A 14872-nucleotide genomic window follows, 5' to 3' on the forward strand; every position below is an offset into this window, starting at 1 on the left:
GGCTTATGACTCAATAAGGATGCCAGGGGGAAATAATTTGTATACTTACTTACAAGTAAGTAATTTTACAGGATGCAGGACACAAAAGAAAGAATAGTTTCGCTGGCGGACCAGCTGATCAAGAGCAGGGGGTATAATGCCTTCAGTTACAAGGACATATCTGATCCTCTGGAGATAAAAAATGCGGCTATTCATTATCACTTTCCCACGAAAACAGATCTGGGTATGGCGGTCATAGATGTTGAGATGCAACACTTTATGGCTGGTACTGGCAAGTTGGCAGCGCAGCCGGAAGATAAGCAGCTGAAGTTCTTATTTGACACTTTTAGTAAGAAACATAAGGAAGGTCTGGTATGCCTGATGGGGTCACTATCGCCGGATTATGATACGTTGCCGGAACCATTGCAGGATAAGATCAGTGGTTTGTCGGCGGCGATCCTGGAGTGGACTACGGGCTGTCTTGAAAGAGGACGTGAGAAGGGGTTGTTTCGTTTTGAGGGGGAGGCGTCAGATAGGGCGTTGTTGGTGATAAGTAATTTACTGGCGTCACTGCTGTTGAGCAGGGTGATGGGGAGTAAGGTGTTTGGTAGGATCACACATCAGTTGTTGAGGGATTTAGGTGCGGGGAAGTGATGTTGGGACTCGAGATACGCGTTGCGGTTTCAGATGGGACCGCGGTCGGCGCCTCTCTGGAAGACGATTGGGCATTGTCAAGCGAATAGGATTTGGGATATGGATTGAGCAGCATCTGTCGTTTCACCGGAGAGCCGAAGGCCCGCGGTCTCCACTGAAACCGTCCGCTGCTTCGGACTCCCAACGAAATGAAAGAGGGTAATGAGATGGAGGGGCTTTCAATTAGGGCGTTCAAATATCAAATAAACATCTATTCGTTTAATGGTATAAGTTATAATATAATAAAATAAACTAGCTAATAAATAAAGTACATGCAAACATTAAAAAGAGCTGTCATTACCGGTCTGGGCGCACTGACGCCTATTGGTAATAATGTGACTGATTTCTGGAACAACCTGATAGCAGGTAAGAGCGGAGCTGCGCGTATTACAAAGTTCAATCCGGCCCCTTTCAGAACGCAGTTTGCCTGTGAACTAAAGGACTATGATCCGGCGAAATTGCTGGACCGGAATGATATACGCAAGACAGACCCATTTACACAATATGCATTGATTGCTGCACAAGAGGCGGTGACAGATTCAGGACTGGATTTCTCTAAAATGGATCCGTTTGACAGTGGTGTTATCTGGGGTTCTGGTCAGGGAGGTATGCAGACCTTTGAGGAACAGGTAAAGGAATATACCCTGGGTAATTATGTACCGCGTTTCAATCCTTACTTCGTGCCTAAGCTCATCGCTAATATGGCGTCAGGCATGATCTCTATCAGGTTTGGTCTGATGGGTATCAATTATACGACTGTTTCGGCCTGCTCGACTTCGAATACTGCTATTATGGACGCATTGAACTACATCAGGCTGGGCAAGGCGAAAGTGATCATTACAGGAGGCTCTGAGGCACCGATCACGGAGGCTTCTGTGGGCGGATTCTGTGCCATGAAAGCGATGTCGACCAGGAATGATGATCCGGCTACTGCATCCAGGCCATTTGATACGGAAAGAGATGGTTTTGTGATGGGTGAAGGTGCAGCTGCACTGGTGCTGGAAGAATATGAACATGCGGTAGCCAGAGGCGCGCATATTTATGCCGAAGTGGTAGGCGCTGCTATGACGGCTGATGCCTATCATATGACGGCTACACATCCTGAGGGATTGGGTGCTTTAAGAGCGATGAAAAGTGCGCTGGAAGATGCTGAGCTTACGCCGCAGGACGTGGACTATCTGAATGCACATGCTACCTCTACTCCGGTAGGAGATCTGAGTGAGCTGGCTGCTATCAGGGCATTGTTTGGGGAAGCACCGCAACATTTGTCTATCAGTGCGACCAAATCCATGACAGGTCATCTGCTGGGAGCTGCTGGTGCCATTGAAGCGATTGCTTCGGTATTGAGCATCAACAACGGTATTGTTCCTCCTACTATCAATACGACGAACCTAGATCCTGCTATTCCTGCAGGTTTACAGATTGTATTGGGTAAGGCCGTACAAAAGAAGATCAGCGTAGCGATGAGCAACACCTTTGGGTTTGGCGGCCATAATGGTATTGTGGTGTTCAGGGAAGTGAAGTGATTCGTCACCCACGATCTCATACAATCACTATTTCCCTTTCAGGGGAGTGAGCAGCCCCGTAAGGCCGTTCGACTTTATTTCATACAGCGTAGCCAGCAACATCCCCAGTTTGCCTTGTGGAAACCCTTTACGCTGAAACCATTCCAGGTAAGAAACCGGCAAGTCACACAGCAATACATCCTTATACTTACCGTATGGCATCTTCATTGTTACCAGCTGATTAAATATTTCCCTGTCCGGTTGTGCAAATTCCATTACTGATTGATTTAAAGTCTGATTCCTCACAAATATAGGATGAGAAATGTCGAGTGATGAAAAAACTTTTAACATTTCTTTGGCTTTCTAAATCCGTCTGCCATCTTCGTACGTAAGTAAGTACATTATTAGAATTATTCTATATCTGTGCTTGTAGAACAGCATTTTTGGGGGACAATCTTTTTGAGGCAATACATTTTGAATTTATGTTGAATTTCCTTGTAATGAGGTCAATCCTGCTATGCTTTTTTCTTTACCTATATAAATGAGTTTTTTTCATTTTGCAGTTTTTGTAAACTTTTTGATTAAACATCCCCCCAGAAGAGTGGTTATTCAGAAAATAAGGTTACAGCTCTCCCGTAGCTGTAGCCTTTTTCTTTTTATGTTTTCATGCATTATGCTTCCATACAATGCGCTATCACAACCAACCCCGCTCCTTCCAGGAACTGATCACTTTTCCGGTTACACCACATTCCCGTAGCACATCTTCAAAATCTTCCATTTCCATTCCCCAGTCTACAGCATATGCTGCAAATTCTTCTCCTACAGGCAGTCGGCCGAACAATTTCTCTGTGGTGAGAATATGTGCCACTTTACGCAGCAATACACTTCCCATTTCCCATTTTTCCTCTTTGCTAATGACCTGCATCAACTGTGTAAATGGCCGCTCAAATTTCTCAGATGCAATCTCGAGATAGGCATGATCAAGTTCTGTAGCCAGGAAGATGAGATCAAAAATATCTTCATCTGGATGTTGTTTGGAGATCTTTTTTGTGAAGGCTACTGAACGGGGTGACAGTGAAGGAATATAAACATCCGCGTAATGATAACTCATTTCCAGCAGCGATAAAGGCGTTTCCACTTCATGCGTCTCCAGTGCATCTGTGATGGCGATTGCCATACTTTCTGCAACGGTAGCCATTAATGTCTGGATGTTCAATTTTTCTTCCGGCCGGACATAAGACAATCTACTTACACCAGATGCATAGACTGTTCTAATCTCCTCCAGGATACCGTCGCTGTTATATTTATAGCTATTTTCGTATTCGGATTCACCGGTGCCGGGTGTGATACTCAGGCAATGCCCTTTTTCAATACGTCCTGCAGACAGTTCATATTTCTCCATGCTGCAAACAAGGGAATGCTCCTGATCAATGATACTGGCTATTTTCTCTGCTTCATCCATATCGGTGTAAACATCTCCTTCTCCCCTGCCAATGACACGTAAAGACTGATATGCCACTTTCTGTCCGTTCTCATCATACTGGACCCTTTTGATGCCTGATGGTATTTTAGTCGCGGTATTATACTCTACATATTCGATCCATTCTTTACCATAGGAATAGTAGCCCTGCCAGGATTCATTAGTAACAGCATGACCATAGGAAGTATAACAGGGTAATCCGTCGGCAGAGAAGCCATAAAAATGATAGTCGTTGATCTCCCTGACTGCAGCTACAGGAAACAATTTCTCCTCCGGTTGCAGAAAGGCAGGCGTACCATAGTCTTCAAGGTGATACCGAAAGCCCGGAATATATTTTTCGGAGGTGACGTTGGTTTTATACTGCTGTAAGCGATCAAACTCTTGAAATGCCTGTTTCCATCGGGATAGTAGGTTCTGCTTCAGTATTTCCAGGGACATTCTTCTACATTTTGAATAAAAATAATATTTTAAACGAAAAGATGCTACTTGCTTTGTTCAATTGGTTTACAGGATATTATAAAGCCTGCCAAAAAGTTTAAACGTTCTGGCGGGCTTAACTGGAGTGATTATGACTCCTATCTATTCAATTTTAAATGGTTGTGTATATATCTGCTCTCATACACCTGCTGTTTTAACGCCTATACGGGCGTAAAAAAAAGATTCTCCTGTCAGGGTAGCTGGAATGGTCACACTGAGCGTAACAGGGGCTGTAATGTCCCCTATTTGCGCTGCGAATATGCTGATGCTGATGAATTCTCCCGCTAAGTAGCCTCGGTTTCAGTATGGGATGGCGGTCGGCGCCTCTCTGGAATGCTATTGGGCGTTGTCAAGCGAATCGGGCATGGATATCTATTGGGCAGCACCCGTCGTGTCACCGGAGAGCCGAAGGCCCGCCATTCCCATCTGAAACCGCTTGCTACTTTCGCTGTTCCTGTTACTGGTTGACAGTCCGCCCTTTTTATGTTGCAATGAAGATGCGGCATAACCGGCATAATCGGCAAATACGGCAATGAAGTACGCTTTAAACCCGGCTTTGATAGGACGTTAATACGGCGTATCCATGAAGTATAGTACATTCGTAACAGGTCATTTTTTTATTTTAAAACCTGAATCTTATGGCAAAGTTTGTGGGAGGTCCCCCTCCATTTGTAGGCACCAGAGATAATGTGACGATATATGTCATGAATGGAGAATATTTTATCCGCAGTAAAAGTTCGCTTACAGGGAAACGTGTGAAGCGTGATCCGGCATTTGCAAGAACAATGGAATATGCGGGTTGGTTGAAAAAAGCGGCAGTGATTGCTTCACTTGTTTACAGGCAGCTCCCGGAGAATGGACGGGTGTATAGACAATACCGGGAACTGGTTGGAAAGGCCATGAGGCTGCTGAAAGAGGGATTTGATGTGGATGCTGTATTGATTGTGTTGGAAGCGGGTTATTTACCAGATAAATTATCTGATGATTTGCCTGAAGAAGATAACACTTTTGTCCGGTGTGCAGAGTTGGATAAATCCTATAAAGAAAGGAGTGCTGACAAAAAGAGAGGTATTGTTTTGTATCAGGTATTTGAGAAAGAAGCGTCTGTAAAAAGGCGGAAGTCTATAGGTAGCGGTAGGTTCCAGGTAGAACGTTCTACCATTCAAACCCGATGTACAGTTTTCAAATCATAGGCTGCCGCTAAAGTAAACAAAGTAATCCAGGCCAATCCGTTTTAATGTGTTCACATGTCGGTCTCCTGACTGCGGAATCGTCTCAAAACAACCTATATCAGTGATGGCAACCATATATCTACAGTGAATTAATAATGAAACCATTACAAGTAAATCAGCCCGCTGTAAGCGCCGTATTTTCTATATTTTCTCCGTACTACTTGCCCGTTTGAGCTGACTTCACTTCCTTTGGTATACCACGGATGAAAAAATATTTCCACGTTGCTGATACTGTGCCGTTCCACGAAAATTCCATGTCTCTAAATACCTACCATAATGAGAAAACCCGTTCCCTCGAAAGCGCGGTATTCCGCGTCCATTACGCAGGCTGACCCTGCCCGGTTTAAGCACCTCAGGAAGATTTCCGTATGGTGCCGGTTTACACTTTTCATGCTGCTCATGCTGCCCGGCATGGCGTCCTTTGCGCAGAGTGATGGATTGCCCCGCGGTGCATACCAGTTGCCCTACACACGCTATGAGGCAGAAAATGCCACGCTCGATGGCGGTGCAGCATTGCAGCAATCACCTCAATTCATTCAGACAGACATTGCCTCGGAGGCTTCTGACCAGAAGTATGTGAGCCTCAACAGCAACAATGCCAGCGTTGAATGGACACTAACACAGGCAGCCCAGGGTGTGACACTTCGTTTTACCATGCCGGATGATAATACCGGTGCAGGGAGAAGTGGTACGCTTGGTCTGTATGTGAATGGAACCAAGGTGAGAAATATCAACCTCTCCTCCTACTGGGCGTACCAGTATTTTCCGGCTGCAGATCCGGTGCAGACGCCCGGAGGCAAGACCTTTATGCGCTTTGATGAAGTGCATTTCCGGCTGGATAATCCGCTGAATGCGGGTGATAAACTCAGCATCCGCAAAGACAATGGAGATGCCATTAACTACGGCGTTGACTTCGTTGAACTGGAACCTGTTCCTGGAGCCTTGACTCAGCCAGCTAATTTTCTTTCAGTGACAGATTATGGCGCTGTCGCCAATGATCAGACAGACGATTTTGCGGCCTTTAATGCCTGTATTGCTGCTGCTTCAGCACAGGGTAAACATGTGTATATTCCGGCTGGTCGTTTCATGTTGAGTGACAAGCTGGCCCTGAATGTCAGCAACATGAAGATACAGGGCGCTGGCATCTGGTATACGGAAGTATACTTCTCGACTGACAAGCAATTTTATGGCGGTTTTATGGGGCGTGCCAGCAATGTGGAGATCTCCAATTTTACGCTAAGCACCATCAATAACGACCGTCTGAAATATGATGAGTCTAATCCAAGATTGCCAGGTGAGATGTATAAGACCTATAAGGGGTTTATGGGAACCTACGGTACTGGTTCCCGTATACATGATATCTGGGTAGAACACTTTGAGTGTGGCTTCTGGATAGCAGGTTATGATCCTCCGTATCCGATCGATATTACCAGGGACCTGGTGATTTCAAAATGCCGTATCAGGAATAACTATGCGGATGGGGTGAACTTCTGTCAGGGTACTTCGAATTCTGTAGTAGAGCAATGTAGTGTGCGGAATAACGGCGATGATGGTCTTGCGGTATGGCCTGCTAATGCGGCGGGCAACAATGAGACCTGTCGCAATAACATCTTCCGATATAATACTATCGAGAACAACTGGCGTGCAGGGAGTATCGCGCTCTTTGGTGGTACTGGGCATGAGATCCATCATAACTACATCAAAGATGGTGTGGGTGGTTCTGCCATCCGTTTTACCAATGATTTCCCTGGGTTTACGTTTGAGTATCCCGGCGATGTGATCAAGGTGTATGAAAACACGATGACAGGTTGTGGTACCAGTTATGACCTGTGGAATCAGAAGCGAGGGGCTATTGAGTTTTATGCTGGTGGCAGTGGCATCTTCAACATGCAGTTTGACAATAATACTATTCTGCGTTCTCAGCGGGATGGCATACAGATATATGGGAATAACCTGCATCACCTGGTGTTCAACAATACAACTATTGATGGTACCGGGTTAGATCCTGTTGTACGTGATGTACCGGCAGATGTCTATGGTGGTTTCGGATTGTATGTGCAGGCGGGCTCGCAGACGGCTACGTTCAACAATCTGACTGTTACCAATGCGGAGTCAGGTGCGTATATCAACCGTAATACCAATTTCCAGCTGATCATTCAGAACATCAATATTCCGGTATCAGGTGTTGCGATAAAGCCTGCAAATGATACAACGCTTACTGAAGGACAGACCTTGCAGCTGACAGCGGATATTATACCAGTAGATGCGACTAATAAGAATGTGACCTGGAGTAGTTCCAATACATCGGTAGCAACAGTGGATGCAACGGGTAAAGTGACGGCACTGGGATTTGGTACAGCTAATATTACCGTGACTACGGGCAGTGGTAATTTTACAGCTACCAGGAAGGTGAGCATTCTACCGGGCGTAAATGTAGTTGCAACGATCCCTAATGCTTCTGAGAATGGTACAGCGGGCAGGTTTACTGTCAGCACCTCTTCTCTGTCGCAGAGTATCAATGTGAAGTATACTGTTGCCGGTACAGCCAGCGCCAGCGATTATACGGCTAGTCCTGCGTTGAGTGGTACTATTACATTAACACCGGCGCAGCCTTCTGCTGTGATCAATATTACACCCGTGAATGATGCTGTGTTTGAAGGTCCGGAGACACTGCGTTTAACCTTGCAGAAAGACGCTTCTTATAATCTGGGTGGTGATACTGTAGCAGTGATCACTATTGCAGATAATGATAATCCGCCTTGTGTATCGCCGGTGATAGCGCAAGTGTCGGGCACTCCTCCTGTGATCGATGCTACAATTGATGGCGCCTGGGCGATTGCTCCTGTGCGGAATATCAGCAATGTTGTGTTGGGTAGTCTTCCGTCAGATTATGCAGGCAAATGGAGAGCACTGTATGACAATAATAATCTTTACCTGTTGGTAGAAGTGAATGATGCTACGAGAATCTCTGATTCCGGTGCCAGCTGGTGGGAAGATGATGTAGTGGAGATATTTATCGACGGTGATAATAACAAAGGAGCTACTTATGACGGTGCGAATGATTTTCAGCTGGGTTTCCGCTGGAATGATAATACGGTGCATACGGGAGGTAATTCTGTGACCAGGATGACTGGCATCAGCTATAACCAGTATGCTACGGCGACAGGTTATAATCTCGAAGTGGCTATTCCATGGACAACTATTGGTACTACTCCTTCACTGGGTAAACCATTGGGATTGGATGTGCAGATAGACGATGACGATAACAATGGTACCCGTGATGCACAGATTGCATCTTTTGCAACGAATACGACAGCGTTTTCTAATCCGTCTGTATTTGGTACTGTTTACCTGACAACGTGCAGCGGCACACCTAATCAGCCGCCTGTAGCGAATGCAGGTGCAGATGTTACACTGGCGGCTAATACGACCACGGTGACTTTACAGGGTACAGGATCTGATCCGGAAGGTAATACAGTTACTTATAGCTGGACAAAAGTGAGCGGTCCGGCGGTAACGTTCAGCAATGCTGCGATTGCTAATCCGGTTGTTTCAGGATTGACCAATGGCGGCACGTATGTATTCCAGTTGACAGTCAGCGATGGTAGTCTGACGGCTAGTGACCAGGTGCAGGTTACAGTGGGTACTGTTACTGATCCTAATCAGCCGGGAACGATACAGGCACGTCCGGCGTCTGGTACGATTACGGTGAATGGTAGTCTGAGTGAAAGCAGCTGGAATTTATCACAGACGATCAGTAAGGTGACAACCGGCTCTCCTAACAATACGGCTACTTTTGGTGTACTCTGGGATGCTAATAATCTCTACATTGGTGTGAAGGTGCTGGATGGGTCATTATATTCAGATTCACCCGATCCGTGGGACAATGATGCCGTGGAGATATTCATCGATGCAAATAATAACAAGCTGAGTGTGTTTGATGGAAAGGATAATCAGTTCATCAAGGCATATAATAGCAGTGCGCTGTTTAGTAAGGTGGCAGTAACGGGTGTACAACATGCGTATGCAGCTATCAGCGGAGGTTATACTGTAGAGATCAGCATTCCATGGTCGCAGTTGGGTATTACGCCAGCAGCGGGTGTATCGTTTGGTTTTGATGCGGGTTATGATGATGATGATAATGGAGGATCGCGTGATGGTCAGGCGGTATGGTTTGGCAACCTGTACAACTATGAGAATACATCAGGTTATGGTACTGTGATACTGGCTAATGCAGCGGCAGTTGGTGCGATGGCAGTTACACATGATGATGTTGTAGCGGAGAAAGCGCCTGAAATCCTTATCCTGCCTAATCCGGCAACTGATGGACAGGCAAAGATTATGATCTCCAATCATAGTGGTAAGGGTTATGTGTTTGTGTATGACTTGAATGGCAAGCAGGTGTATACTGCGAAAGCGCAAGCGGAAGTACGGCTGAATCTTCCGCAGTTACCGAAAGGAGTATATGTGGTGAAATATGTGTCGGGAGAAAAAGTGATCACGAAGAAATTGCTGATACAGTAAGATCGTCATTACTAAAAAAAGGAACGCCTGCTTCGGGAACGGAGCGGGCGTTTCTGTGTATGTATCGATATATGCTGAAGGTGCCTGGCCTTTTACCATAGCACCTGGAGCTGGAGGTGTAAACAATAGAGAAGACCGGTATAGGGATATGGGACAGCCCCATTGTTTATCCTTCGATTGTTGGAACAGGAGCAAGTGTTAAACTTTTTGCCCTTGCCTTTCTTCTTCCGCGGAAGAAGAGGTAAAGATTAAAGAACAGCATTACTCCGAGGTAAATGCAGAAGCCGCCGATTTTGGCACTCAGGACTTCCAGCAAACTGCGCTGATTGCCGATGCTGGATGATATTTCCATTACCCAGAAAGCGAACCCCAGGTTGAGCAGGTAGAAGCCTGTTTCAAATAGCTTATTGGTGGCGGTAGCGATATCGGTTTTGCCATGGAATATATCCAGCATAAATACCTTGCTATTTTTAAACAGTGTGTGTGCGACATACCATGTGAGCACGATCACTATAGGTAGATAGATCAGGTAAGCAATGAAATTCAAAGACGATTCCATACAACAGTGTTTTAAGCGTGAAGAATTGATTTATTTCGTTTACTGATGAGATAAATTACGAGCATGTTGAAATAGTGCATGATGGCTAGTGTAAGCACTATTTTGCCGGTCATGACTGTTATGGATGATAACAGCTCTGTCCAGGTGATGATCGTATCCCAGGTACTGATCATCAGTGCTGCATAGCCCAGGTTTACCAGGTAGTAACCGACGAGTAATATGCGGTTGATGGCGTCGGTCAGGGACACGTCGTTCTTTAGCAGACCGAGGATGAATAGTCGTCCGTTACGGTAAAAAATAAAGCCCACGCGCACAGTTATCAGGTATGTGATAAAGAGATAAATGATGTAAGCGAGTGTGTTCATACCGGGTACATTTTAGGTGACTGGCAGAAGGTTGCTTTTGTGATACAAACCTATGTATTAATATTCGAACTTTCAAAATATTCTGAAAGTTTCAGTTTAAACAAAAGCATAAGTAATTGATATTGCAGTAAATAATTTTTTAAAGGATGTTAGCTGTTGGCGCAGTTCGCTATTTTGAATACCTTGGCTGCAAATACGACCGTTATGTTATCGACCCGACATCTGGTATTTATGGAAGTAGCCCGGGAGAAAAGTTTTTCCAAAGCCAGCGAGGTATTGTTCATCTCCCAACCTGCGGTGAGCGGCCATATCAAGAGCCTGGAGGAGCAGTATCAGACGAAATTGTTTGAGCGGAAGGGGTTGCATATAGAGCTGACAGAAGCGGGCCAATTGCTGTATAAGAGGCTGCTAACGGTGAAGATGATACAGGAGGAGACGGAATTTGATATCTCCGTGATGAAGGACAAGTTACAGGCCAGCGGGGTGCTCAACCTTGGCGCCAGTACGACGGCTGCGCTGTATATCCTTCCCCGGGTGATGTCTGCCTTTAACCAGGAATATCCCCGGGTAGAGATCGCCCTGCTGAACAGGAACAGTGAGATCGTGCTGGATGCACTGATCAACAAAGAAATAAATATCGGCGTGACGGAAGAAAAGGGCAAACTGAGCAATGTAACTTACCTGCCCTTCCTGAAAGACCAGATCGTCGCTGTTTGCAGCCATAACAATCCGCTGGTAAAGAAAAAAGAATATCCGCTCCGGGAGATCCTGAATATGCCCCTGGCGATACGCGAGCGCGGCAGTGGTACCCTGGAGGCTATTAAACAGGGGTTGAAGAAAAGTAAGATTAACCTGGACGATCTGAAAATCAATGCCCGTCTGGGGGGAACAGAAGCGCTGAAGAACTTTCTGGTAGAATCCGGTTGCGTGGGATTCCTCTCTACCCGGTCCATCGTGAAAGAGCTGCAGCTTGGTGAGCTTGCCGTCCTCAACTTTGAAGGACTCCGTATTGAGCGTAGTTTTTACTTTATTCAACGGAAAGGGGAAACCAGTGAACTGAATAAGCGGTTTATCAAATTAGCAAAATCCATCTATAACTAAATCTTATGGATCATAAGATTTCTATATAGCTTTCATTATAGCCTAAGGCATACATTTGTTGTTCAAATGATAGCTTGTATGAATATCCTTTTTTACTACGAAGAATTGTATAATACGACCGCTGAAAGATTGAAAGAACTTGCCGGTATCTCTATACAACACAAGAATAACCTGCTGAAACAGATGAGGGAACATACCCCCTCCTTCCTGACTACCAGTACTGCAGACATCGATCTGCTGGCGAAAAAAGTAGTTGCTTCCCTGGGTGCGGTGTTATGTCCGGAGGCTGCTGCTGAATATGCTGGTTTCAGTAAATTAACTGAACAGGATATGGCTGAAGAAGCGGATTAAACTACAGCTGCTCCAGCTGTCGTTTATAGTCATACTGTAGGTCCTCGTGCTGTAGTGAAATAGACTTCTCAATCTTTTTCACCTGCTGTAGATAAAGTTTGGTCAGCGCAACGCTCTCCCCTACTTTAATACCTGCTTTTTTTATCTTGGTACAGTAATAGAGTAATAATTCTACCTCGGCCTGTTTAGAGCCGGTGTATTTGATATGCTTGTTCGTAGCACGGAGTATCTTCCGGAGATGTTTTTTGACGAAGTATATATTCTGACGGGGAGATTCTGCGAATGCTTCGTCCATCTCTTCTTTTACTGCTTCAATGTATGCCTGGAGATCGTGTGACTCGAATAACAGGTAATTCAACAATTCCTTGTTTTCCTTCTTGAACTTCGCCAGACGCAGGCATAATTCCACCAGCTGAGCTGGTGGGACTTCCTGTAACTCCTTCTTTAATTCATTGATCGTGGCGGCTTTCATGGCTATTCTGCGTAAAAATCAATCAAAGCGCCGAAGTAAGCGTTATTCCATCCTTCTACGATGTCGTCGTATGCTTCGTCAGGGATGTTCGTATGTCTTAATTCTACATCGGTACCTTTTTTATTCGGGTGCAGGATGATAGTGACAATAGACGCATCTTCCTGCTCGCCGAAGTACCATTCCTGGACGATCTTTTTGTCTTCTTCGAATTCCAGGTTCATACCGACGATACTTTCTTCCCAGAGGGCGAATTCAGTACCCGGTTCCGTGGACATCTCGGCGGGCTCGCCACTCCAGAGCTGGATGGTAGCGGCGTTGGTGAGTGCTTTGTATAAGTCTTCCGGTGGTGCCGGGATAATGAAGTGCTTTTTGTAATCTTTCATGTGAGTGTTTAGGGGGCAAAGCTAGGGAAATATTTGGTTTGTTGAGATGCAACCTGGCCATTGCTAATCAGGACACGATGCTGGATCGGCTTTCACTACTTTGCCATATTCATCGGTCCAGACACTAATCCGATAACCTCCTGCGTCGCCTTGTGCTCTTTCAATTGTATATTTAGACAGAGGTGCCAGTTTAAACTTCTTATTGTCTATCGTCTCCCGATACCCCTTAGAGATATAATAATTATTATCTATAGAGGAAAGGTTAATAACTGTAGGAGCATCTTTGTCTTTATCGCTCCACTTTATCGAATATTCTGTTTCAGAAGAATCTAGTTCTATGGATAGATTTCGTATTCCGTTGGAATTACAGGATTTGATGGCTTGTTCTTTGACATCAAAGTAGATTGCATTACTTGGAAAAAACAAACTACATCCAGGGATGGCTATAAACACGGAAAATGCTATTAAATATTTCATTCTAACTAATGACTATTTTTCGTTCTGCTTCTTCACAGTTTCCTTTTGAATTCATTTGAAAGAGGGATTACTTTCTGATCAGTGCAAGCACTAGTACTTCTGCATATCTTCTTTAACTAAGTCAAGAGCCACAGCCAATTGGATCTGATGCCGTTTGCTACGACCATGTAAATACAGAGGAACAGTTGTTGTTTCCACTATAGACCTATCACTATATTTATCCAGTTCAATCGTCGCAATAATACTATCGTTAATTAGTATCGTATATACATTCTCTCCTTGCTCTGGTATCCAGTTGAGGGTATATGCTGTTCTCATCTCTGGATAAACGCTTTTTAATACTTTATTCAATCTGTTTTCGGAATTTAATAGCCAACGATTCGATTGTATAAGTTGAATCCTAATATCTTGTTCCGTTTTACTACCAATGAGTTTCATACTTTATCTATTCCTATTTAGAATATTATTCTTATTGATATGGTCCACTCAATGGATGTCTCTGCTTGACTGGGCTCACATTCAAAAACTTTAATAACCAGTCACAATATATTAGTTTTTAACCTCTTCTTTAGCTAATGGAAAAATAATCCAGGTCACTCCCTGTCTGGATTATTGCATTTTTAATACTGCTTTCAAGTAACCCTATATTTAGAACAATACTTTTCAGGGCTAGTTAATTGCCAGGCTCCTTTTTTGATTGTTACGTCAACGGCTTTATCAACTCCATAGCCAGAGACGACACCGACGAGTCCCAGCACCATCTGGTAAGTGCCACGCCTACGTTGTTGATTCATCAGGTCAAGCTGCTCATTGGCCAACGGCGCTTTAGTATAATACCTCCGCAGTATGTTACCATGACGGTCAATCCTCACCGGGCGTGCATCATTAATTATGACGCCAGGTATATATGCGACAGTTGTGCCATAACGTGCACTGTGATATTCCACCGCCCGGTAAGTGAGTTCCAGCCGGGTTGTATTTATTGGCTTCTTAAATAACGGAACTTTCTTTTTTGTTGAATCTGTTTGGGAAAAGACCAAAATTGGTATACCCATGCATAACAGCATGAGCAGCAGCTTACGAACATTCAAGGGTGATAGTTTAGTATAGGTTTAAATATTGAAGGTGCAAAAATATACTATTTAACTACGTATTCAAATTATTATTCACATATATTATATAACTCTCCAGGGCCATAACGGAACACGGTATCAACTTATCATCCTTCAACCGGCCATTTGCCGCGGTGTCGGCAATACCCGGTTCTTTGTTGC

General features: G+C 44.7%; 16 protein-coding genes. 6 read left to right on the forward strand and 10 right to left on the reverse strand.

The features are described 5' to 3' along the window. Positions 1 to 72: 72 nt before the first annotated feature. The gene (locus CLV42_RS06175; protein WP_106601023.1) at positions 73 to 633 is read left to right on the forward strand and encodes a TetR/AcrR family transcriptional regulator; all 561 of its coding nucleotides are present in this window, start codon (positions 73 to 75) and stop codon (positions 631 to 633) included. Positions 634 to 944: 311 nt separating this feature from the next. Beyond that, a complete protein-coding gene (fabF, locus tag CLV42_RS06180; protein ID WP_106601024.1) occupies positions 945 to 2198 on the forward strand; it encodes a beta-ketoacyl-ACP synthase II in 1254 nt (417 codons plus the stop codon). Between the two features lie 27 nt (positions 2199 to 2225). On the opposite strand, the gene CLV42_RS06185 is transcribed toward fabF, so the two are convergent. The 3 genes from CLV42_RS06185 to CLV42_RS34555 form a co-directional block, all read right to left on the reverse strand. Continuing rightward, a complete protein-coding gene (locus CLV42_RS06185) occupies positions 2226 to 2453 on the reverse strand; it encodes a DUF3820 family protein (RefSeq protein WP_089831257.1) in 228 nt (75 codons plus the stop codon). A gap of 418 nt (positions 2454 to 2871) precedes the next feature. Then, positions 2872 to 4095: a hypothetical protein gene (locus tag CLV42_RS06190; RefSeq protein ID WP_106601025.1), complete on the reverse strand. Its 1224-nt coding sequence runs from the start codon at positions 4093 to 4095 to the stop codon at positions 2872 to 2874. Positions 4096 to 4272: 177 nt separating this feature from the next. Then, the gene (locus CLV42_RS34555; protein WP_394337222.1) at positions 4273 to 4407 is read right to left on the reverse strand and encodes a DUF3823 domain-containing protein; all 135 of its coding nucleotides are present in this window, start codon (positions 4405 to 4407) and stop codon (positions 4273 to 4275) included. A gap of 365 nt (positions 4408 to 4772) precedes the next feature. Here CLV42_RS34555 and CLV42_RS06195 point away from each other — a divergent pair, with 365 nt between their 5' ends. After that, a complete protein-coding gene (locus CLV42_RS06195; RefSeq protein ID WP_106601026.1) occupies positions 4773 to 5327 on the forward strand; it encodes a hypothetical protein in 555 nt (184 codons plus the stop codon). Positions 5328 to 5642: 315 nt separating this feature from the next. Beyond that, a complete protein-coding gene (locus tag CLV42_RS06200) occupies positions 5643 to 9890 on the forward strand; it encodes a sugar-binding protein (RefSeq protein WP_106601027.1) in 4248 nt (1415 codons plus the stop codon). Between the two features lie 166 nt (positions 9891 to 10056). On the opposite strand, the gene CLV42_RS06205 is transcribed toward CLV42_RS06200, so the two are convergent. Together CLV42_RS06205 and CLV42_RS06210 are read right to left on the reverse strand one after the other, a co-directional pair. After that, entirely contained in the window at positions 10057 to 10449 is a 393-nt protein-coding gene (locus CLV42_RS06205) for a hypothetical protein (protein WP_106601028.1), read from the reverse strand. Positions 10450 to 10460: 11 nt separating this feature from the next. Then, complete coding sequence (locus tag CLV42_RS06210) at positions 10461 to 10814, reverse strand: hypothetical protein (RefSeq protein WP_106601029.1); 354 nt, start codon at positions 10812 to 10814, stop codon at positions 10461 to 10463. A gap of 204 nt (positions 10815 to 11018) precedes the next feature. Here CLV42_RS06210 and CLV42_RS06215 point away from each other — a divergent pair, with 204 nt between their 5' ends. Together CLV42_RS06215 and CLV42_RS06220 are read left to right on the forward strand one after the other, a co-directional pair. Beyond that, positions 11019 to 11915, forward strand: coding sequence for a LysR family transcriptional regulator (locus tag CLV42_RS06215; protein WP_106601030.1), 897 nt, complete (start codon positions 11019 to 11021; stop codon positions 11913 to 11915). 78 nt (positions 11916 to 11993) lie between these two features. Further along, complete coding sequence (locus CLV42_RS06220) at positions 11994 to 12266, forward strand: hypothetical protein (RefSeq protein WP_106601031.1); 273 nt, start codon at positions 11994 to 11996, stop codon at positions 12264 to 12266. 1 nt (position 12267) lies between these two features. Here the strand turns inward: CLV42_RS06220 and CLV42_RS06225 are convergent, their stop codons facing one another. From CLV42_RS06225 to CLV42_RS06245, 5 genes are all read right to left on the reverse strand, one after another. After that, positions 12268 to 12738 carry a hypothetical protein gene (locus CLV42_RS06225; protein ID WP_106601032.1) on the reverse strand — a complete coding sequence of 157 codons (471 nt, stop codon included), beginning with the start codon at positions 12736 to 12738 and terminating at the stop codon, positions 12268 to 12270. A gap of 2 nt (positions 12739 to 12740) precedes the next feature. Further along, on the reverse strand, positions 12741 to 13121 hold the full coding sequence (locus CLV42_RS06230; RefSeq protein WP_106601033.1) for an SRPBCC domain-containing protein: 381 nt from the start codon (positions 13119 to 13121) through the stop codon (positions 12741 to 12743). A 63-nt stretch (positions 13122 to 13184) separates the two neighbouring features. Then, positions 13185 to 13598 (reverse strand): hypothetical protein, encoded by a 414-nt coding sequence (locus CLV42_RS06235; protein ID WP_106601034.1) that lies wholly within the window; start codon positions 13596 to 13598, stop codon positions 13185 to 13187. A 90-nt stretch (positions 13599 to 13688) separates the two neighbouring features. After that, entirely contained in the window at positions 13689 to 14036 is a 348-nt protein-coding gene (locus CLV42_RS06240; RefSeq protein ID WP_106601035.1) for a hypothetical protein, read from the reverse strand. A 194-nt stretch (positions 14037 to 14230) separates the two neighbouring features. Beyond that, positions 14231 to 14689 (reverse strand): hypothetical protein, encoded by a 459-nt coding sequence (locus tag CLV42_RS06245; RefSeq protein WP_146154321.1) that lies wholly within the window; start codon positions 14687 to 14689, stop codon positions 14231 to 14233. Positions 14690 to 14872: the final 183 nt, after the last annotated feature.

Origin of the sequence: Chitinophaga ginsengisoli (assembly GCF_003014595.1) — a bacterium.
GTDB lineage: Bacteria > Bacteroidota > Bacteroidia > Chitinophagales > Chitinophagaceae > Chitinophaga > Chitinophaga ginsengisoli.

What these genes read in the sequence shown, in the direction of transcription:
- CLV42_RS06200 (WP_106601027.1), top strand. Translation starts at nt 5,643, where the DNA reads ATGAGAAAACCCGTTCCCTCGAAAGCGCGGTATTCCGCGTCCATTACG.
- CLV42_RS06220 (WP_106601031.1), top strand. Translation starts at nt 11,994, where the DNA reads ATGAATATCCTTTTTTACTACGAAGAATTGTATAATACGACCGCTGAA.
- CLV42_RS06175 (WP_106601023.1), top strand. Translation starts at nt 73, where the DNA reads ATGCAGGACACAAAAGAAAGAATAGTTTCGCTGGCGGACCAGCTGATC.
- CLV42_RS06185 (WP_089831257.1), bottom strand. Translation starts at nt 2,453, where the DNA reads ATGGAATTTGCACAACCGGACAGGGAAATATTTAATCAGCTGGTAACA.
- CLV42_RS06215 (WP_106601030.1), top strand. Translation starts at nt 11,019, where the DNA reads ATGTTATCGACCCGACATCTGGTATTTATGGAAGTAGCCCGGGAGAAA.
- CLV42_RS06230 (WP_106601033.1), bottom strand. Translation starts at nt 13,121, where the DNA reads ATGAAAGATTACAAAAAGCACTTCATTATCCCGGCACCACCGGAAGAC.
- CLV42_RS06190 (WP_106601025.1), bottom strand. Translation starts at nt 4,095, where the DNA reads ATGTCCCTGGAAATACTGAAGCAGAACCTACTATCCCGATGGAAACAG.
- CLV42_RS06205 (WP_106601028.1), bottom strand. Translation starts at nt 10,449, where the DNA reads ATGGAATCGTCTTTGAATTTCATTGCTTACCTGATCTATCTACCTATA.
- CLV42_RS06195 (WP_106601026.1), top strand. Translation starts at nt 4,773, where the DNA reads ATGGCAAAGTTTGTGGGAGGTCCCCCTCCATTTGTAGGCACCAGAGAT.
- CLV42_RS06240 (WP_106601035.1), bottom strand. Translation starts at nt 14,036, where the DNA reads ATGAAACTCATTGGTAGTAAAACGGAACAAGATATTAGGATTCAACTT.
- CLV42_RS06225 (WP_106601032.1), bottom strand. Translation starts at nt 12,738, where the DNA reads ATGAAAGCCGCCACGATCAATGAATTAAAGAAGGAGTTACAGGAAGTC.
- CLV42_RS06210 (WP_106601029.1), bottom strand. Translation starts at nt 10,814, where the DNA reads ATGAACACACTCGCTTACATCATTTATCTCTTTATCACATACCTGATA.
- CLV42_RS06235 (WP_106601034.1), bottom strand. Translation starts at nt 13,598, where the DNA reads ATGAAATATTTAATAGCATTTTCCGTGTTTATAGCCATCCCTGGATGT.
- fabF (WP_106601024.1), top strand. Translation starts at nt 945, where the DNA reads ATGCAAACATTAAAAAGAGCTGTCATTACCGGTCTGGGCGCACTGACG.